This is a genomic window from Leclercia sp. M-A074-M, from assembly GCF_965195605.1.
Lineage (GTDB): Bacteria > Pseudomonadota > Gammaproteobacteria > Enterobacterales > Enterobacteriaceae > Enterobacter.
The window spans coordinates 263,163-280,486 of the sequence record NZ_CBDAHM010000004.1 but is presented as its reverse complement, the minus strand read 5'-3'; the positions used below and the strand labels follow the sequence as shown (position 1 = coordinate 280,486).

General features: G+C 53.7%; 21 protein-coding genes. 7 read left to right on the top strand and 14 right to left on the bottom strand.

Annotation, left to right across the window (positions count from 1 at the left end):
- Positions 1-84 precede the first annotated feature (84 nt).
- From osmV to ACOKCT_RS10940, 7 genes are all read right to left on the bottom strand, one after another.
- Positions 85-1,233, bottom strand: a complete 1,149-nt coding sequence (osmV, locus tag ACOKCT_RS10970) for an osmoprotectant ABC transporter ATP-binding protein OsmV (RefSeq protein ID WP_103179439.1) — start codon at positions 1,231-1,233, stop codon at positions 85-87.
- Complete coding sequence (gene osmW, locus ACOKCT_RS10965; protein ID WP_103179440.1) at positions 1,233-1,880, bottom strand: osmoprotectant ABC transporter permease OsmW; 648 nt, start codon at positions 1,878-1,880, stop codon at positions 1,233-1,235. Before osmW ends, osmV begins: the two co-directional genes overlap by 1 nt.
- A gap of 9 nt (positions 1,881-1,889) precedes the next feature.
- Positions 1,890-2,789, bottom strand: coding sequence for an osmoprotectant ABC transporter substrate-binding protein OsmX (gene osmX, locus ACOKCT_RS10960; RefSeq protein WP_420193481.1), 900 nt, complete (start codon positions 2,787-2,789; stop codon positions 1,890-1,892).
- Positions 2,790-2,807: 18 nt separating this feature from the next.
- Positions 2,808-3,518 carry an osmoprotectant ABC transporter permease OsmY gene (osmY, locus tag ACOKCT_RS10955; RefSeq protein WP_180210318.1) on the bottom strand — a complete coding sequence of 237 codons (711 nt, stop codon included), beginning with the start codon at positions 3,516-3,518 and terminating at the stop codon, positions 2,808-2,810.
- Between the two features lie 262 nt (positions 3,519-3,780).
- Positions 3,781-4,524 carry a YoaK family protein gene (locus ACOKCT_RS10950; RefSeq protein WP_156654421.1) on the bottom strand — a complete coding sequence of 248 codons (744 nt, stop codon included), beginning with the start codon at positions 4,522-4,524 and terminating at the stop codon, positions 3,781-3,783.
- Positions 4,525-4,692: 168 nt separating this feature from the next.
- Complete coding sequence (locus ACOKCT_RS10945) at positions 4,693-5,316, bottom strand: glutathione S-transferase family protein (RefSeq protein ID WP_103179444.1); 624 nt, start codon at positions 5,314-5,316, stop codon at positions 4,693-4,695.
- 44 nt (positions 5,317-5,360) lie between these two features.
- Complete coding sequence (locus tag ACOKCT_RS10940) at positions 5,361-6,362, bottom strand: GlxA family transcriptional regulator (RefSeq protein WP_420193480.1); 1,002 nt, start codon at positions 6,360-6,362, stop codon at positions 5,361-5,363.
- Positions 6,363-6,481: 119 nt separating this feature from the next.
- Between ACOKCT_RS10940 and ACOKCT_RS10935 the strand changes: the two genes are divergently transcribed.
- Positions 6,482-7,123 carry an HD domain-containing protein gene (locus ACOKCT_RS10935; RefSeq protein ID WP_159338987.1) on the top strand — a complete coding sequence of 214 codons (642 nt, stop codon included), beginning with the start codon at positions 6,482-6,484 and terminating at the stop codon, positions 7,121-7,123.
- Between the two features lie 293 nt (positions 7,124-7,416).
- On the opposite strand, the gene ACOKCT_RS10930 is transcribed toward ACOKCT_RS10935, so the two are convergent.
- On the bottom strand, positions 7,417-7,977 hold the full coding sequence (locus tag ACOKCT_RS10930) for a hypothetical protein (RefSeq protein ID WP_159338985.1): 561 nt from the start codon (positions 7,975-7,977) through the stop codon (positions 7,417-7,419).
- A gap of 66 nt (positions 7,978-8,043) precedes the next feature.
- On the opposite strand from ACOKCT_RS10930, the gene ACOKCT_RS10925 reads away from it, so the two are divergent.
- From ACOKCT_RS10925 to ACOKCT_RS10915, 3 genes are all read left to right on the top strand, one after another.
- Positions 8,044-8,292: an SDR family oxidoreductase gene (locus ACOKCT_RS10925; protein WP_159339324.1), complete on the top strand. Its 249-nt coding sequence runs from the start codon at positions 8,044-8,046 to the stop codon at positions 8,290-8,292.
- Between the two features lie 54 nt (positions 8,293-8,346).
- Entirely contained in the window at positions 8,347-8,643 is a 297-nt protein-coding gene (locus ACOKCT_RS10920; RefSeq protein WP_103179448.1) for a nitroreductase, read from the top strand.
- A gap of 270 nt (positions 8,644-8,913) precedes the next feature.
- On the top strand, positions 8,914-9,135 hold the full coding sequence (locus tag ACOKCT_RS10915; protein WP_420193479.1) for a hypothetical protein: 222 nt from the start codon (positions 8,914-8,916) through the stop codon (positions 9,133-9,135).
- 119 nt (positions 9,136-9,254) lie between these two features.
- Here the strand turns inward: ACOKCT_RS10915 and ACOKCT_RS10910 are convergent, their stop codons facing one another.
- Positions 9,255-9,449, bottom strand: coding sequence for a hypothetical protein (locus ACOKCT_RS10910; RefSeq protein WP_180210315.1), 195 nt, complete (start codon positions 9,447-9,449; stop codon positions 9,255-9,257).
- A gap of 115 nt (positions 9,450-9,564) precedes the next feature.
- Positions 9,565-10,452: a LysR family transcriptional regulator gene (locus ACOKCT_RS10905; protein ID WP_103179451.1), complete on the bottom strand. Its 888-nt coding sequence runs from the start codon at positions 10,450-10,452 to the stop codon at positions 9,565-9,567.
- A 153-nt stretch (positions 10,453-10,605) separates the two neighbouring features.
- Between ACOKCT_RS10905 and ACOKCT_RS10900 the strand changes: the two genes are divergently transcribed.
- Positions 10,606-11,703, top strand: a complete 1,098-nt coding sequence (locus ACOKCT_RS10900) for an NADH:flavin oxidoreductase (RefSeq protein ID WP_156654428.1) — start codon at positions 10,606-10,608, stop codon at positions 11,701-11,703.
- Positions 11,704-11,744: 41 nt separating this feature from the next.
- On the opposite strand, the gene ACOKCT_RS10895 is transcribed toward ACOKCT_RS10900, so the two are convergent.
- Together ACOKCT_RS10895 and ACOKCT_RS10890 are read right to left on the bottom strand one after the other, a co-directional pair.
- A complete protein-coding gene (locus ACOKCT_RS10895; protein ID WP_420193478.1) occupies positions 11,745-12,920 on the bottom strand; it encodes an MFS transporter in 1,176 nt (391 codons plus the stop codon).
- 60 nt (positions 12,921-12,980) lie between these two features.
- Entirely contained in the window at positions 12,981-14,114 is a 1,134-nt protein-coding gene (locus ACOKCT_RS10890; protein WP_420193477.1) for an alpha/beta hydrolase, read from the bottom strand.
- A gap of 115 nt (positions 14,115-14,229) precedes the next feature.
- Between ACOKCT_RS10890 and ACOKCT_RS10885 the strand changes: the two genes are divergently transcribed.
- Both ACOKCT_RS10885 and ACOKCT_RS10880 read left to right on the top strand, forming a co-directional pair.
- The gene (locus ACOKCT_RS10885) at positions 14,230-15,114 is read left to right on the top strand and encodes a LysR family transcriptional regulator (RefSeq protein ID WP_420193476.1); all 885 of its coding nucleotides are present in this window, start codon (positions 14,230-14,232) and stop codon (positions 15,112-15,114) included.
- Between the two features lie 472 nt (positions 15,115-15,586).
- Complete coding sequence (locus tag ACOKCT_RS10880) at positions 15,587-16,060, top strand: hypothetical protein (protein WP_420193475.1); 474 nt, start codon at positions 15,587-15,589, stop codon at positions 16,058-16,060.
- A gap of 114 nt (positions 16,061-16,174) precedes the next feature.
- On the opposite strand, the gene ACOKCT_RS10875 is transcribed toward ACOKCT_RS10880, so the two are convergent.
- Both ACOKCT_RS10875 and ACOKCT_RS10870 read right to left on the bottom strand, forming a co-directional pair.
- The gene (locus tag ACOKCT_RS10875; RefSeq protein ID WP_103179457.1) at positions 16,175-16,414 is read right to left on the bottom strand and encodes a DinI family protein; all 240 of its coding nucleotides are present in this window, start codon (positions 16,412-16,414) and stop codon (positions 16,175-16,177) included.
- Between the two features lie 85 nt (positions 16,415-16,499).
- Positions 16,500-17,288 (bottom strand): phosphotransferase family protein, encoded by a 789-nt coding sequence (locus ACOKCT_RS10870; protein WP_420193474.1) that lies wholly within the window; start codon positions 17,286-17,288, stop codon positions 16,500-16,502.
- Positions 17,289-17,324 lie beyond the last annotated feature (36 nt).

Sequence of the window (17,324 nt, the reverse complement as noted above, 5' to 3'; positions counted from 1 at the left end):
GCGTATATGAGGAAGATACAATATTTTGACGGGAAAACGCGGGGTTAGCAATGCGAAGAGCCGGGCAAGGCCCGGCTTACAATATCAACTGTCGCTGTGAATATTCAGCGCCCGGCGCGTGCGGCCGGAGCTTAAGTATTCCGCAATATAGTCCTGAGAAATTTCGCCGTTATAGCGCCCCTCTTCATCAACAATCGGCATCCAGCTGGTGTTGCTCTCATACAGCCGTGACAGCACCACACGCAGGTTGTCCTCCGCTTTGCCGGTCATGCGGAACGGGTGGAGCAGATCGGCGCAGGTGCCAGTGGCATTGCGCGCTTCCCGGCGCTTCACAAAGCCCAGCGGTTTGCCGTTTTCATCCACCACGGTGACGGCGCGAATGTCGTTGTCGTCCATGATGGCGAAGGCTTCCGGCAGCGGCGTGACCGGGCGCACGGTCAGAGTTGGCTGTTGATCCGTGACATCGCCCGCGGAGACCAGCAGCAGACGCTTCAGGGTGCGGTCCTGGCCAACGAACGAGCCGACAAATTCATTGGCCGGTTTCGCCAGCAGTTCGTCCGGGCTGGCGCACTGGACAATGCGCCCCTGGCGGAAGACGGCGATACGATCCCCTAGCTTCAGCGCCTCGTCGATATCGTGGCTCACCAGCATCACCGTTTTTTTCAGCTTGCGCTGCATCTCGAGGAACTGGTTCTGGATCACCTCGCGGTTAATCGGGTCCACCGCACCGAAAGGTTCATCCATCAGCAGTACCGGAGGATCCGCCGCCAGGGCGCGAATCACGCCGATACGCTGTTGCTGACCACCGGACATCTCCCGCGGATAGCGGTTAAGGAACTTATGCGGATCCATCGCTACCATATCCATCAGCTCTTCGGCGCGGGTTTTACAGCGGGCTTTATCCCAGCCCAGCATGCGCGGCACCACGGTGATGTTCTCTTCGATGGTCATGTTCGGGAACAGGCCAATCTGCTGGATCACGTAGCCGATGTTGCGGCGCAGGGTCACGGTATCCATCTCGCTGGTGTCCTGGCCGTTGATCTGGATGGTGCCGCTGCTCGGGGTAATCAGCCGGTTAATCATCTTCAGGGTGGTGGTTTTGCCGCAGCCGGATGGGCCGAGCAGGACGCACATCTCCCCTTCGGGCACGTTCAGGTTGACGTTATCTACGGCCTTAAAAGTCTGGCCGTGCTTCTGTGAAAATTGTTTGGTGAGGTTTTCCAGTTTTATCATTATCGAATCCCCTTTGGAGTCAGAACGATCTGCAGACGGTGCAGTAACCAGTCGAGCACAATCGCTAAAAGACAAATCATCAGCGCGCCGGCAATCAGCATACGAATATCACTCCCGCCAATGCCGTTTAGCAGCAACAGGCCAAGCCCGCCCGCGCCGATGACGGCGGCAATGGCCATCACGCCGATATTCATTACGACCGCGGTACGGATGCCGCCGAAAATCACCGGCAGCGCCATCGGAATTTCTACCCAGCGCAGGCGTTGCCAGAAGGTCATGCCGATGCCGCGACCCGCTTCGCGCAGGCCGGGCGGCAGGCTGTCCAGCGCCGTATGGGTGTTACGCACAATCGGCAGCAGCGAGTAGAGAAACACGGCGGTAATGGCGGGCAGGGCGCCAATACCCTGACCGATCATGGAAAAGAGGGGGATCATCAGGCCGAACAGAGCAATGGACGGGATGGTCAGCACGATGGTGGCAATCCCCAGCACCGGCGTCGCCAGCCATTTGTGACGCACGATCAGAATGCCCAGCGGCACGCCGATAATAATGGCTAAGCCCACCGCCAGCGCCACCAGCCACAGGTGCTGGAAGGTCAGGGTCATGATGTAACCCCAGTTATCAAGAATGTAGTGAACGGTATCCATAGCGCCTCCTTACAGCAGCTGCTTACTACGCAGGAAATCACGGGCGACCTGCTGCGGTGACTGATGATCGATATCCACCTTCTTGTTCAGCTCGGTGATGACGTCGTTATTGAGCTGGGCAGAGAGGGTGTTCAGCGCCTCTTCCAGCCCCGGGTTGGCTTCCAGCGTATCCTTGCGCACTACCGGGGTCACCGCGTAGCTCGGGAAGAAACCTTTGTCATCTTCCAGCACCTTCAGATCGAAGCCTTTAACGCGTCCGTCAGTGGTGTAAACCAGCCCGGCATCGACAAAGCCGTCGCGCACCGCGTTATAGACCAGGCCCGGGTCCATCTGGCGAATTTGCGGGCGATCGAGCTCCATGTTGTAGGCCGCCTGCAGCGGCTTCATGCCATCGCTGCGCCCGGAGAATTCAAGATCGAGACCCAGCATCCAGTTATTATCCGGATCGGTTTTGCGCACCTGCTCAATCTTCGCCACCAGCTCTGACATGGTATTGATATTTTCAGCCTCGGCGCGCTTACGCTGCATGGCAAAGGCGTAGGTGTTGTTCATGTCAGCAGGTTTGAGCCACACCAGGCCGTGCTTCGCATCCAGACGTTTCACCGTCTCGTAAGACTCCTCTGGCGACATGCGTTTGTTGATGTGGTTAAAGATGATCAGCGAGGTGCCGGTATACTCCCAGGTCATATCGATCTGCTTGTTGATCATCGCATTACGGGAAATGACGGTGGCAATGTTGGTCTGAGGCTTAACTTCAAACCCTTTCTTTTGCAGATACTTCACGGTCATCGCCGAGAGAATATGCTGTTCGGTAAAACTCTTGGTCGCCAGGATCAACGGCGCCGCGAGCGCCTGGCTGGTAAAGAGCGCGGCGGTACAGAGCGCCGCCAGGCCGGTAAATAGTCTCATAGAAGCTCCTTATTATTGTTATCGCGCGAGATGCGGGCTCATCAGACGGCCCAGCGCCGCCAGCAACGTATCCAGAATCAGGGCGAACAGGGCGGTGGCCGCCGCGCCCAGGATCAGCGTCGGGAAATCATTCAGGTAGATGCCGGGGAAAATCAGCTCGCCGTAGCTGCTGGCGCCAATCAGGAAGGCCAGCGGTGCGGTACCGACGTTAATGGCGGTGGCAATACGAATACCGGAGAGCATTACCGGCCAGGCGTTAGGCAGCTCCACCTGGCGCAGACGCTGCCATTTGGTCATCCCGATGCCGTTTGCCGCTTCCAGTAATGATGCCGGAACCGAGCACAGACCAGCGTAGGTGTTACGCACTATCGGCAGCAGCGAGGCGAGGAACAGGGCGATAATGGCGGGCGTATCGCCGATGCCAATCACCACCATCGCCAGGGCCAGAACTGCGAGCGGTGGCAGGGTGTTGCCGACGTTAAAAATCTGCATAACGTATTCGGCGATACCGCGCGCGGCCGGACGGCTCAGCAAGATACCGCTGGGGATACCGACCAGCAGGGCGAAGAACATGGATGAGAAGACTAAAATCAGATGCTGTCGCCCGAGATAAACCAGGTCAACCTGGCGCGCTTTGATCGTCTCCAGCCCAATTCCCCAGACGAGGAGGGCGACGACCACAATAATGGCGCCGACAAAAAGCAGCGAGCGTTTTAATAAAGTATGCATTGCGGTGTGTCTCCCTGTGCGCATGCGTTCGTTATAGCAACCATCGATTGCCTGTTGTTAAGCCATGTTTTGGCAGGGGTATTTGAGCTATAGCAAGGGTTTGGGAAGGGTTCCAGCGAAGCGGTATTATTCCTAACCTTATGAATACTGCGGAAATATGAGGTTAAGCCTTACGGGGTAAGGGCTGGATACCGGCAGGCAGAATAGTCTTAAAGATAATTTCATTAAGTGACACCGTCACTTAATGAAGAAGTAGAGATTGTTATTTGCTGAGTGCAGCGCGAACCTTTCGCACCCGCAGCGAGGTGCTAATGATAGAGAAGGTGGCGACGAAAACCAGCATTAAGCCCAGGGCCAGCATCGCATTAAACCCAAACCACCTGAACAGGACCAGCCCGGCAATCCCTCCCGTGATAAACGAGAAAAGGGTGGTGAGGTGGGTTGTAAGCTGGCTGGTTTGTGCGGCGGTATCTTTGGAGTAATCCCGGCGTAGCATCGCCACCACCACAGAGGCCAGCGAAATGCCTGCGTCGGTTAACGTGCCAGTAATATGGGTGGAGCGTACCCGTCCGCCGGAAAGTTGGGTGGAGGTGGAATTATGAATACCCATCAGCCCGCAGAGAAAAACAATAATTTCCCTGTTAGTCGTGAAGGTATGAAAATAGATTTCATGCAGAGAGACGCCGGCCAGTAATAACCCTTCAATAAACAAAACCTGACAAAAAATGAGCCGCACATTGTGCATGATGCCCCATAAAACAATGATCCGCGCAATAATTGCCCCGGTCACAAAAGACAGAATAATGGTGGCGAAGAAAATAATATCGTTCAGATCCGTTGAGGAGACTTCGCTGGAAAATTGTGAGGTATTGCCTGTCATATGGGAAGGAAAGAAGCCAAAAGCCCCCAGCGCAATGGCATTCAGCAATCCTGCGGAGGTCGCCAGCCAGAGGGCAAGACGACGATCCTCCTGATGGGTTCGTTCTTTCTTAAGTTTAATCAGCAAAGAATACCTCCGGTTTGAGCTTTGCCTGAATAATCAGGCTAGCAAAGCCTGGTCATGGATTGTCCAGGATAGTACTTAATTATTAAGGCACCGGAGGTGGGCGAGAATTAAGTAATTAAATAAAATAACCTTGATAACAAAGTGTTTATTTACCTCGGCGCATTATGCTCAAAGCATGCCATTATTTCCGTGGCGCAAAAACGCCGGGCGCAGATTTAAGCGTTCAAACCAGGCCTCGATAGCGGGCACCGGTGGATGCTCAAAAGGGGTCATCTTCCAGCGGTTCACCGACAGCCCCAGCACCACATCGGCCAGGGTAAAAGTGTCGCCCGCCACCCATGCCCCGGTGCGTTGCAGCTGCTGCTCAAGGATCGCGATATGGTGGTTCCACTCCTTAATCCCGGCTGCAATTCGCGCCGGATCGTTAAAGTCCGGGTTTTTACGCCCCAGGGCCGGAAAGACATAGCGCCAGGCGTTATTAAATTCCGTCGCCTGCCAGTCCATCCAGCGTTCGACGTTGGCGCAGGCTTGTGGATCTGTCGGGAGAAGGTCGTCCCGCCCGGTTTTGCGAACCAGATAGCGGCAAATGGCGTTGGATTCCCAGATCACGAAATCATTGTCGATCAGCACCGGCACCATCGCATTCGGGTTCAGCGCGCGAAAGGCATCGGTTTCTGTAGAGGCAAAGCCGCTGCCGTAATCTTCCTGCAGATAGTCCAGACCCACTTCTTCACAGGTCCAGAGCACTTTGCGCACGTTAATGGAGGTGGTTTTGCCAAGGATTTTTAGCATGGTGCAGGTGTCCTTTGTCGGGTGAGTTAACAACAACAGAGCCGTTATTCAGTGAGTTTAGGGCAAACTTGGGTGGGGAAGTCTTCCTGTTGGCCTACCATCTTCCGATAGGCGGCAGGCGTCATGCCTGTGAGTCGACTGAACACACGCCGCATGACATCCGGACCTGAGAAACCGCATTCTGCGGCTATTTTTTTCGCGGGCAGCTTCTCTTTTTCAATCAGCAAGCGCGCTTTTGACACGCGCTCACGCTCCAGCCATTGAGCCGGGGTCAAACCGATCTCCTGGCGAAAAATACGCGTAAGGTGCCTCTCACTAAGGTTGATGTGTTGCGCCAACATGGCAACCGAGCCAATCTCTTTAATATTCTGAATTGCCCAACGCTGAAGATCCTGGAGTGCTGAGCGTCCGTTCAGGGAAAGTTGGCTTCGTCTGACAAAGTGCGACTGATTAACAGGCCGACGAAAGAACATCACTAACTGATCCGCAACCTCGGCCGCAATTTCCCGCCCCAGATCTTCCTCCACCAACCTCAATGCCAGATCTAGGCCGGATGTCACACCGGCGGCAGTACGCACCCTACCATCGGCGATAAACAGCGCATCGCTTTCCACGACTATTTCAGGATGTCTGATAGAAAGCAGTTCCGCACAATTCCAGTGGGTGGTGACCTGCTTACCGCTGAGTTTTCCGGTAAGCGCCAGCAGCAGCGCGCCAGTACATACGGATCCAAACCGCTCACTTTTTTCGCATAAGGCGGTAATACCCGCCAGGACATTGCTCTCTGGCGTATAACCAGACATACCTGGTGCGCCCGCAATGAGAAACGTATCAGGAACGAGTTCTGAAATATCCGCGAGTGAAAAATCTGCCGCCAGCCTGACGCCGGACGAGGCCTGCACAGCAGAGCCACTGACGGAAACGACATACAGACGATAAAATTGACGTCCCAGGATTCTGTTAGCCTCAGCAAAAACATCTATAGGCCCGCCTACATCAAGCAACTGCACGCCCGGCACCGCCAGTATGGCTGTGGTATGACTCATTTTCTCCTCCCGGCGTCTGAATAAATCCAGATGTCCTTATTCGTCGTAAAAGTACGGTGGCAGACATGAATGATAAACCCTAATTTAGAGGCACACCATAGCCATCTAAGGAGTTATTCATGAGTTCTGCCATTAAAGGTATCAGCGTCCCGGACAGCCGTATGGCCAGAGAAGCCACGGAATTTATCAGGGACACCGAAACAGAGCTGCTGTTTAATCATTCAAGCCGGGTTTATTACTGGGCGGCCCTGGCTGGGCAGGAAAGAGGCCTGAAAGTAGACAGTGAGCTGCTGTACATTGGCTGTATGTTTCATGACATTGGACTCACCCATGAGCATTGCAGCTGTGACAAACGTTTTGAAGTAGACGGCGCCAATGCGGCACGTACCTTTCTGGAGGGATATGGTATCGCTCCTGCCGACATTGATAAGGTATGGACAGCCATTGCACTCCATACCACACCAGGCATACCTGAGTTCATGGCACCAGAAATAGCCCTGGTTACCGCAGGCGTGGAAATGGATGTGCTGGGAATCGATTATGAAAAATTTTCAGAAGCAGATATTAAAGCGGTTACGCAGCAGTATCCCCGTACGCCAACATTTAAAGAGGATATTATTCAGGCATTTTATGACGGTATAAAACACAAGCCGCAGACGACATTCGGTAACGTAAAGGCTGACGTTATTAAGGATAAGGAACCCGGTTTCACTCCTTTTAACTTCTGCAATATTATCCGGCAGTCACGCTGGCAAGGGTGAGCCGCTGCAACGCAATAATTGAATGAGGGCAGCAGTTAAATATCAGGGATGACCTTCACCTTAAAATATGGATGATGCCTTCACAGGCGGCGCATGACGTTTAGCTGAAGACGTCATGCGCCTTTTTGCGTCAGCTTACGGTTTGCGTATATGCCGAAAAGCAGATTGCGATCTGTTTTGATAGCTGTATTACGCTTCACATAGCGTTTTAATTCATAGGATCTGGGGCCGCTCCTGGCACAGGGCAGTTATTCAGTTAAGTTAACTTTTGTGTCCAGGTTCATAGGTAAACATTACCGCACAAGCAGATCCAGCCAGTCTGGGTTCTCAATTTTACGGGAATAGGGCAGCATCGCACGATTAATCAGCGCAAAGAATTCGGACTCCCCCATCCTGACTGCTTCGCTTGTGCCAGGTCCCTCCCATTCATCAAAGAGATGCCAGTAAAGCGATTTCAGGGTATCGACCACCGCAGAGAAAATCTTTACGCCAGGTTCAAGCCAATAACACACCAGAAAAGACAATTTCTGTTCGGCATCATGGATGGACGCGCACCTGGAAAGTTGACGCATAAATAGCTTGATCCAGACCAGTGCTGCCGTTTTTAGCGGGGGCAGATCTATCCGCTGCTCTGCCATGTACCGTGACAGATATAATTCAACTTCAGCCCGTACAGGTTGATTATCAAGCGCCAGTGAAGCGAGGATCAAAAGGGTCTCCGACTCATTTCCTGCGGTGATTTGATCTTCAGCCCATGCAATGATCAGGCCGTCCAGATCGTCATGAAGAAAGGGATATTTCTGTGAAAAAACAAGCAACCCGAGCAGGTCATTGAGTGTGTATTGAGATGGCATCTGATATTCCCTTTCCTTTTTGGTTTACATAAACCCTACCAAGGATAATTTCCGGGTCCATCAGAAATTGAATGCTGGGTCTATATAACTATCTTTGGCCGCCTCGTTATCGCCTTCCACAACGCCGGGATCCAGAATGTGCTGGCAGAGATCGCAGACGCAACAGCAGAGGATTTCGACCGCGTCACGGCGGTAAACCTGCGCGGCGTCAGGGGTTGCATGAAGTATGAACTGCAACAGATGCGTAAGCAGGCTCTGACCGTTTTAAACTTAAGAATGTCTTACTATTTAAGTGGTGCTGTATTCATTTATTAAATTTGTTGCAATATGACCGATTTTTAGAGTTTCTAACCTTCTCGAGGGACAATAATGGAAAAAAATTTCACGCCAGAACAGATAGAAATGATCAATCGTATTGTCTTTGCACACATTGATCGGATGAACGAGAAAGCGGCTGAAATTGTTGAAGAAACAGAGAGGGCAGCACATCATGAACTCCAGGAGAGCGGGATCGATATGACTGATTTCTCTCCTGCTAATAAGAGTTTTTTGATGGTTACGCTCATCCAGAACCTGATAGATCGTGTTCACGGCGGCGATATGACGGTTGCCCAAAAGTTAATAACGATGGAAGCTAAAAGGCTGAACGTCAGCGTAAATGAATAATGTCCACTTCAGGTAGATAGAGAGAGATGGCATGCCGGGCATGCCTGTTTCATTTAAAAAGGCATTCAATTATTCCTCTGACACCCACATGAGTAAAGTGAGCACGATAGGTACTGCATCCCAGCGCACTGAGTAGCACCACATCTGCCAGAGTGGCTTGCCGGATTTATAGCGTCATAAGCTGCCGTCCTGATGAAATTCACGATTCAGGCACTATGCCTTAACAGCCAGTGATAAAGTGGCAGGCAAACATATTAAGGGATTATAAATATGCAGATTGTTTTTGTGCCCGCCTTAATCGTCGTCCTGATTGATAAAGAGCAGGAGCTGGGGCGGGCGTTAACACAGGAAGAGGTAGAGGCAATCCGCGATGGTGCTACGGCCATCCGGCTGCCGGACGAGGCGGCCAACGATATGATCAGAGAGCGCGGCTACCGCGATATTGACCCAGAAAATGTCTGGCAAGAGTGGGTGGCGTATAAAACAGGCTGACGCAACCACGTCAGGTCAGCCTGTCTGAGATATAGCGCCTATTTCACCAGAGCAAACAGATCGTTCAGCGATTCGCTCATGGTACAGCCGATATTAATGCAGGTGCCGCAATCCATGGCTTACCATTCAACTGTGATTTTCCCGAAGTGCTTTCCGCCCGCAAGGAGGCTGAATGCTTCGCTGACAGAGGCCAGCCCTTCAAACCTGTCGGAAATGGCGGGGCGGATCCCGGTCTGATTCTGCGCTCTGACAACGTCCTGCCGCATACGATTGCTGCCGACCACCAGCCCCTGGAGACGGGCTTGTTTCGCCATCAGCCCGGCGGTCGGAACAACGCCTTACATACCCGTCAGGACGTCAATCAAGGCAATATGGCATTGAGCGGGGGCCATCTCCGGACTGAAAAAGAGAGATCTGTCGTGACATATTTCAGCCCGTAGCGGTTGAGATCAGCGATGACTTCAATTTATCGATAAACATACTGACCCGCAGAGGAAGATAACGTGTTGTTGGCAGTACGGCCCAGACCGATAACGCCTGCGGCCTGACATCAGAAAAATTAATCTCAACAAGCGTGCCTTCGTGGAGCTCTTTCATGACATCCCAGCGGGTAAGCTGCGCAATGCCCAGTCCGTGAGAACAGAGTTCTCTTATTCCTTCGACGTTATCGGAGCTGAAACGCCCATCAACACCGATCCTGATAACGTCACCATCACGTTCAAACAGCCATTGAGGCACGCTGCTGAGTCTGAGGCAACTGTGCTGCAGTAAATCTTCAACAAAATGAGGTACGCCATTCGCCTTCAGGTAATCGGGTGAAGCGCAGACGATCCGCGGATTATCAGTAATTTTGCGGGCAATGAGCGTGGAGTCTTTTAATGGCGCGATGCGGATGGCGACATCGAATCCTTTCCCAACAATATCAACTACATTCTCGCTGAGTTGAAGGTCAATATTCAGCTTTGAATTGTCCGCTAACAGTTCAGAAACCAGAGGCAAAATATTTCGTCTTCCAAAGCCTGATGGGGCAGTGATCCTCAGTAATCCGGACGCGCCCTGGGTTGAGGGAGAGAATAGCGCGCGGGCACCTGCCTCTGCATCAATAAGCGCCCGTGCGTAAGGCAGAAATTCCATTCCTTCCTGAGTTAAAGAGACAGAGCGCGTCGTTCTCTGTAAAAGGCGCGTTCCCAGCTCGTGTTCAAGGGAGGCGAGGCGTCTTGAAACGGCCATGGCGGAAAGACCCTGTCGTTTCGCTGCCTGCGTCAGACTGCGCGTTTCGGTGATAACGAGAAAGAGTGAAACATCCTGCAAGTTCATAGCGGCTCCGGTATCAGAATCAGCGCAAAAGTTATCTAACGGCCATCGTGATTATAACGATAAACGTTATACAGCCTTATCATTTTGCCCCGTTTAAGCCTGATTAAACAATGATTATAGTGCGTTTACGATTTAATTAATCAGGAGTAACGTATGAACAAATCATCCCTTTTTACCCCGGGGCATATTGGAAAGGTTGTCTTAAAAAACCGTCTGGTGGTGGCGCCCATGACCCGTGTCACCGCCTCAGTGGAGGGCATCGCCAGCGATCGTATGACGATTTACTACGAAGACTTCGCCCGGGGTGGATTCGGCCTGGTGATATCAGAAGGTATTTACATTGATAAGGAATGGTCACAGACCTATGCTTTTCAGGCTGGCTTAACCAGCCCGGAACAGATTGCGGGATGGCGCAACGTCACCGACGCAGTCCACAAGCATAACGGCCACATTTTTGCCCAAATCCAGCACGCTGGCGCATTGTCGCAGGGGAACTATTTCAGGACGGGAACAGTGGCACCAGGCGCCGTTCGTCCAGTGGGCCAACAGATGTCATTTTATCGTGGAAAAGGTGAGTATCCTGTACCACGTGAACTCAGTGAAGAGGAGATCCAGAAGATTATCACAAGCTTTGCCGATGCGGCTGCGGCTGCCGTTTTCGACGCTGGCTTTGATGGTGTGGAGATCCATGGTGCCAATGGCTATCTTCTCGATCAGTTCTTCACGGATTACACCAACCCGCGATCTGACCGCTGGGGCGGGGACATCGCTGGCCGCCTTCAACTCAGCCTTGACGTCATTCAGTCTGTCAGACAGCGGGTAGGTCATGATATTCCGGTAGGGATCCGTATCTCGCAGGGGAAAGTGAACGACTTCTTCCATAAATGGGCTAATGGGGAAGACGATGCCCGGGTGGTATTTTCGCTGCTTGCGCAATCCGGTATCGATTATCTGCACCTGACGGAGTATGAAGCCTGGCAGCCAGCATTTGCTGATAACCCGCTCTCACTTGTCGAACTGGCCCGTAAATATGCGCCACAGCTGACGATTATGGCTAATGGCAGTCTCCACGATGAGGCGCGGGCAATACAGGTCATGGAGAAGGGAGCCGATTTCATTGCACTTGGGCGCGGCGCGCTGGCAAATCACGACTGGCCTGAGCGTGTTGCCGCAGGCCGAACCTTACGCGAATTTGACAGCTCAATCCTGGGCCCCATTGCCAATATTAAAGATTCTGAGCTTTCTCTCTGATCCTCCTGCCCCGGCGCGTGCTCCGGGGTATTTTCTTGATTCTACTGGTTTTTAGATGCCGTCAAAAATGTCAGCGCCCCCGCGCTCAGCAGCAAAATAGCACTCACGCCAAAGGTGCTTTGCCAGCCAAGGTTATCGAACACCATGCCGCCCGCCGTGGAACCCAGGGCGATAGAGAGCTGAATCACCGCCACCATCAGTCCGCCACCGGCCTCTGCATCCTCGGGCAGAGTACGGGCGAGCCACGTCCACCATCCCGTGGGTGCTGCGGTTGCCAGCAGACCCCAGAGTCCCAACAGCAGGGCGACGATCCAGACGCTGTGTCCGGTCAGGATCAACATTCCGGCAATGGTGGCCATCAGCAGGGGAATCGCCATTAACGTCGGGTAAAAACGTGCATTTAAAAAGCCGGCGATAATCAGCGTGCCAACAAATCCCGCGATACCGATGGTAAGCAGGATCAGCGACAAGCCGGAGGCGCTGACGTGGGTGACGGTTTCCAGGAATGGGCGCACGTAGGTGAATAACGCGAACTGTCCCATAAAGAACAGACCGCAGGCTAACAGGCCCACGCGCACCACAGGCTGGCGGAAAAGGCGCAATACCGTACCCTGTGTCGCCCGGTCATTCTCCATCTTCGGCAGGCTAAAGCACTGCCAGATGAACGCGATGATTGCCACCGGAACCAGGCACAGAAAGGCTCCGCGCCAGCCGATGGTGGCTCCGAGATAGCTGCCGAGCGGGGCGGCTACCACCGTTGCCAGGGCATTACCGCCGTTGAAAATCGCCAGCGCACGGGAGACCTGATGTTGCGGCACCAGGCGGATGGCCGTTGCGGCAGACATGGACCAGAAGCCACCGATGGCGATCCCAATCAGGGCCCGTCCGACCATATAGACCAGGTAGCTGGACGCAAAGGCAATAAGCAGCCCGGACGCCGCCATCAGCGCCGTCATACCCAGCAGAAGCGTTTTACGGTTCATATTCCCGGCAATACGGGTCAGGCTCAGGCTGGTCAGGACCGCCAGCGCGCCGGAGATGGCAATCCCCTGGCCGGCCAGACCCTCGGTGACCCCTAAATCGCGGGCAATGGGCGTCAGCAGGCTGACCGGCATAAACTCCGAGGCAATCAGGACAAATACGCACAGGGTCATGGCAAAAATAGCGCCCCAGTACGCGCGTTCGTTACTCTGTGTGGTTTGGCTCAGTGTGGACATAATCAGATTTCACGAAGGGGAAAAACAACGCCACCTGCCAGGGACAGGTGGCGGAGAGGATTACTTCAGGCTGGTTTTGAAGAACTGCTCGAACTGCGCAAACGGGATCTTACCGGCGACGTTGTCGTAAAGATCGACATGGTTAGCGCCCGGGACAACCACCAGCTCTTTCTGCTTGCTGCCGACAGCTTTGTAGGCATCTTCAGCAAAGTAGCGCGAGTGCGCCTTTTCACCGGTGACGATAAGTGTCGGGATAGCGATCTCTTTGGCATAGCTCAACAGCGGCATGTTCATAAACGACAGCGGCATGGTCGCGGTCCATGCGCCGGTGGAGTTTACGGCGCGCTCGTGTAAACCGCGCGGCACCCGGTAGTAATCAAAGAACTCTTTCAGTACCGGATACGGATCGGCTGGTAACGCTTCCGGCAGAATACGTTCAGCGGCGGTCGCTTTGCCGTTTTCGACATAAATATCATGTCCGGCATGGGCAAAGGTGCCGCTCTCTGCGTCTTTCCAGCGCTGCTCGTTCAGATACTCGAGCACAGCATGGCGATCGGCTGCCGAGTAGCGGTCTTTACCGTCACCCACGCCGTGGCCCATCGCCCGGCTCATGTCGTACATCACGCTGGTGGCGACCGCTTTCACGCGGGTATCCATCGAGGCCGCATTCAGCGCCATACCGCCCCAGCCGCAGATGCCAAGGATACCGATGCGGTTGCGATCCACCTCTTTTTGTAGTCCAAGAAAGTCCACCGCCGCACTGAAATCTTCGGTGTTGATGTCGGGAGAAGCGACATTGCGCGGCTGCCCGCCGCTTTCACCGGTGTAAGAGGGATCGAATGCCAGGGTGACAAAGCCCTTCTCCGCCAGGGTCTGGGCATAGAGACCGCTGGACTGCTCTTTCACTGCGCCGAACGGTCCGCTGACCGCGATGGCCGCCAGCTTGCGATCGCCCCGGTCTTTCGGCAGATAGAGATCGCCCACGAGCGTAATGCCGTAGCGGGTCTGGAAGGTGACTTTACGGTGATCGACCTTTTTGCTTTCAGCAAATGTCTTGTCCCATGTGGTGACCATCGACACCGGGGCGTTCGGATTGGTTGTCTCTGCATAACTCATGGTTGTTACTCCACTTAAAGAGGCGCATAGCAGCATTGCAGGCATGGCTGCCGTCAGTTTTTGGGTGAATGTTTTCATAAGAGGTACCGGGCTGTGTTGTGATGTTGAGGCCAGTATAGTTAGCAGTAATAGTGATGATTAGAGGGGGAAGGGTGCTAAGATTCATATCATATTGTTATGAATCGGTGGCGTTATGGCGAAGCGGGAAAATTACAACGAGCTCTATCTCTTTATGCAGGTGGCGCGGGATGGGAGCTTCACCGCCGCAGCCCGGCGGCTTGGGTTGGCCCAGTCGGGGATCAGCCGCTCTGTTCGCGAGCTGGAAGAGCGGTTGGGCGTGCAGCTGCTGGTGCGCACCACGCGCAGGCTATCCCTGACCCAGGCGGGGGAGCAACTTTATCAGGCGACAGAATCCGCCTTCGATGCTCTGGATAGCGGGCTTGCCACGCTGGCGCACTACCGTGAAACGCCTTCCGGTACGGTGCGCATTAACGCCAGTCAGCATGCCATTGATAAATGTCTGTTGCCGAAGCTGGCGATATTTAAACAGCGCTACCCGGATATCCGGCTGGAGCTGATGAATGAGAGCCGGTTTGTGAACATCATTACCGAACGCTTCGACGCAGGTGTCAGACTGGGGCCGGAGGTGGGTCAGGGGATGGTCGCGGTGCGCATTACGCCTGACATGGAGATGGCCGTGGTCGGTACACCTGAACATTTGCGCCGCTACGGCTTTCCCCAGACGCCTGCGGATTTAGTTGCCCACCCCTGTATTGGCTATCAGTTTGCCGATGGGGGCCTTTATCAGTGGGAGCTCATTCAGGACGGTAAAAGCGTCACCCATCGCCCCGAGGGGCAGTGGGCATTTTCTGACAGCTATATGGAAGCCGAAGCCGCCCGGCTGGGCCTGGGGCTGGCTTATGTGCCGGTCGAGCTGGTGGCGAACGATCTGGAGCGTGGGACGCTGATCCGGGTGTTGCAGCGCTTCAGCCTGCGCATGGACGGGCTGTTCCTCTATTATCCCCATCGCAACGTCTCACCGGCCCTGAGAGCGGTGATCGATACGCTGAAAATCTGAGCGGACGTTTTGTTAGCCGGGCAAGGGCAGCGCTTATCTCATTACTATCACGGTGGCGCGGGCGGAGCAGCCGACAGGCTGGCCGTTTTCTATGTGGGCCCAGTACGGTTATCCGATGCCGGGCATGGAGCCAATGCTGAGCATAATGCTCTGGCACAGGGCTTCTGTTGCAGCCTTCACGAGTCAGACTTCAATCAGATCTGATATCTCCAGGTCATCAGCTATATCAGGCTATTCATCTATAATGACTATTGCAGTTGAAATTGCACAGGAAGCTGCACCCTGGTCAACGTTTTCATTCTGCCGACACAGTAAGACAGGCTTATGGCAGTGCAGGATGCAACTGATTACTCAGATGAAAGCGCTTAAAAAACGTGGCCATACACATGCGTGAATCAGGCCGGGAGTGACTGCCTTGCCCCCTAATAACACTCAATAATTAATAAAATTCTGTTTCTCCGGGAGATTAATTATGAAAATAATCAGATTTGTATATTCCGCTCTAATTGGTGTTGTCGCCAGCTGCCGTTCTATGACGCCGATGGCGGCCCTCGCAGCAGCACGCCTTGCCAGACGCGACACTCCGGGGAGCCTCATGCTGCTGGACCGTCCGTTATTCAAATTTGGCGCATTAGCGATGGGGGCAGGTGAGCTGTTTGGCGATAAGATGAAGTCAGCGCCAGACCGCACCGTGTTTTTAGGCTTGTCAGCGCGTGTGGCCAGTGCAGGAATTGCGGGCGCCGCGTTGGCACCCAAGGGAGAAGAAAAAACCGGGGCAGCAATCGCTATCTCTGCCGCTGTGCCACTTGCCTATGCCACACTGGCGGCACGCAAAAAAGCCATGGCAGAAATTGGGCAGACCAGAAGCGGCATAATTGAAGATACGCTCATCGTCGCTATCGGCGCAGCGGTAGTCTACTTCGCAACACGGCCAAAACGTCTTTAAACGTTCTCACTCTTAAAAGGTTGATCCTGGCAGGTCATAATGAAGGGGTCAGTAACGGCTTCTGGCACGAAGCGGTCTGCGGCACCTACTATGATTATGCGCGGCTTTCTGAGCTTAATCCGCAACCAGCCACATATCGGCTTCTTCAAACATCTCTTCGAGCATACGGTTCAGCTTTTCCCGATCGCTTTTACTGGCATCGCTATTCAGGCCGTTCGCCTGCATCGGCTTAACCTTTACCTCGGCATCCGGAAAGATCCGATGCACTCGCTTCGTCAGTTCAGCCAGGATGATCTCTCTGGCGCCCGGAAGCCCGGCAACATTTCGTTTGTCGTACACCAGTTCAACGAACATTACATACCCCTTATAAATACTGTTTTAATGTACAGCATTTTCACCGGGGTAATGATGCCTGTCAAGGTCGCCAGTATGACTGTATTCATAATCGTCGTGCGGTGTCCTCTAACCAGTCAGGGAGGTGTGATTGATACCAGGTTTGATACAAGGAGAACGCGCTCTTTTGCCGCTCGTAAAGTAACACAATGACTTCGGTGACAATCCATGCCTTAGCGATGGCAATTTCTCTCGTTAATTCATTGACACTATGGTGATAAGTTAACGTGCAGTAGCGTTCAGCGAGGTCCGTATACGCTCGCATCGTCCCCATTCCCTTTATAAGTGGGGCAAGGTCGATAGCAGGACTCCCTTTTCCAAACCGTTCCCAGTCGAACAGCACGACCTCACCGTTTTCTCTTCTTCCCCAGTTACCCGCATTGCTGTCCCCTGAAATGAGACGGTGGCCGCTAAACAGCACATCACTACGCTGCTGAAATTGCTGAAGCTGCCGTGCGCTTTTTTCAGGTAACGCCAGCAGGATGAGCGTTTTTTCGAGCGCCCTCTCTGACCATGAGTGCGGGTGGTAATGCCATGCGGTATTCACCGGATAACGGTGCAGACGTGCCAGCATCGTGAGAACCTCATCACTGGCGACATCAGACTGTTCAACCGGGTAAGGAATATACTCCATGCATAATTTGCGCAGGGTGGCATCGGCGGAAAAGAGTGCCGGGGTCGCAATGCCCGCCTCGTTAAGCGACGTCGCAGCGTTCTGATAAAAACCAAACTCCACCGCGCCAACAGGAGACTTTTCAATAACGGCCTGACCGCTATGACTGACCGTTAGCGCTACATTGGCGGCCCCCATTCTGGATAAATCCCGTGCAGGCATAGACGATCCTCTCAGCAGTAGCGGGTGGGTTGCTCA

Excerpts from the sequence above, each read along its gene's own strand:
- osmV (WP_103179439.1), bottom strand. The coding sequence starts at position 1,233 with ATGATAAAACTGGAAAACCTCACCAAACAATTTTCACAGAAGCACGGC.
- osmW (WP_103179440.1), bottom strand. The coding sequence starts at position 1,880 with ATGGATACCGTTCACTACATTCTTGATAACTGGGGTTACATCATGACC.
- osmX (WP_420193481.1), bottom strand. The coding sequence starts at position 2,789 with ATGAGACTATTTACCGGCCTGGCGGCGCTCTGTACCGCCGCGCTCTTT.
- osmY (WP_180210318.1), bottom strand. The coding sequence starts at position 3,518 with ATGCATACTTTATTAAAACGCTCGCTGCTTTTTGTCGGCGCCATTATT.
- ACOKCT_RS10945 (WP_103179444.1), bottom strand. The coding sequence starts at position 5,316 with ATGCTAAAAATCCTTGGCAAAACCACCTCCATTAACGTGCGCAAAGTG.
- ACOKCT_RS10940 (WP_420193480.1), bottom strand. The coding sequence starts at position 6,362 with ATGAGTCATACCACAGCCATACTGGCGGTGCCGGGCGTGCAGTTGCTT.
- ACOKCT_RS10935 (WP_159338987.1), top strand. The coding sequence starts at position 6,482 with ATGAGTTCTGCCATTAAAGGTATCAGCGTCCCGGACAGCCGTATGGCC.
- ACOKCT_RS10930 (WP_159338985.1), bottom strand. The coding sequence starts at position 7,977 with ATGCCATCTCAATACACACTCAATGACCTGCTCGGGTTGCTTGTTTTT.
- ACOKCT_RS10920 (WP_103179448.1), top strand. The coding sequence starts at position 8,347 with ATGGAAAAAAATTTCACGCCAGAACAGATAGAAATGATCAATCGTATT.
- ACOKCT_RS10915 (WP_420193479.1), top strand. The coding sequence starts at position 8,914 with ATGCAGATTGTTTTTGTGCCCGCCTTAATCGTCGTCCTGATTGATAAA.
- ACOKCT_RS10910 (WP_180210315.1), bottom strand. The coding sequence starts at position 9,449 with ATGGCGAAACAAGCCCGTCTCCAGGGGCTGGTGGTCGGCAGCAATCGT.
- ACOKCT_RS10905 (WP_103179451.1), bottom strand. The coding sequence starts at position 10,452 with ATGAACTTGCAGGATGTTTCACTCTTTCTCGTTATCACCGAAACGCGC.
- ACOKCT_RS10900 (WP_156654428.1), top strand. The coding sequence starts at position 10,606 with ATGAACAAATCATCCCTTTTTACCCCGGGGCATATTGGAAAGGTTGTC.
- ACOKCT_RS10895 (WP_420193478.1), bottom strand. The coding sequence starts at position 12,920 with ATGTCCACACTGAGCCAAACCACACAGAGTAACGAACGCGCGTACTGG.
- ACOKCT_RS10890 (WP_420193477.1), bottom strand. The coding sequence starts at position 14,114 with ATGAAAACATTCACCCAAAAACTGACGGCAGCCATGCCTGCAATGCTG.
- ACOKCT_RS10885 (WP_420193476.1), top strand. The coding sequence starts at position 14,230 with ATGGCGAAGCGGGAAAATTACAACGAGCTCTATCTCTTTATGCAGGTG.
- ACOKCT_RS10880 (WP_420193475.1), top strand. The coding sequence starts at position 15,587 with ATGAAAATAATCAGATTTGTATATTCCGCTCTAATTGGTGTTGTCGCC.
- ACOKCT_RS10875 (WP_103179457.1), bottom strand. The coding sequence starts at position 16,414 with ATGTTCGTTGAACTGGTGTACGACAAACGAAATGTTGCCGGGCTTCCG.
- ACOKCT_RS10870 (WP_420193474.1), bottom strand. The coding sequence starts at position 17,288 with ATGCCTGCACGGGATTTATCCAGAATGGGGGCCGCCAATGTAGCGCTA.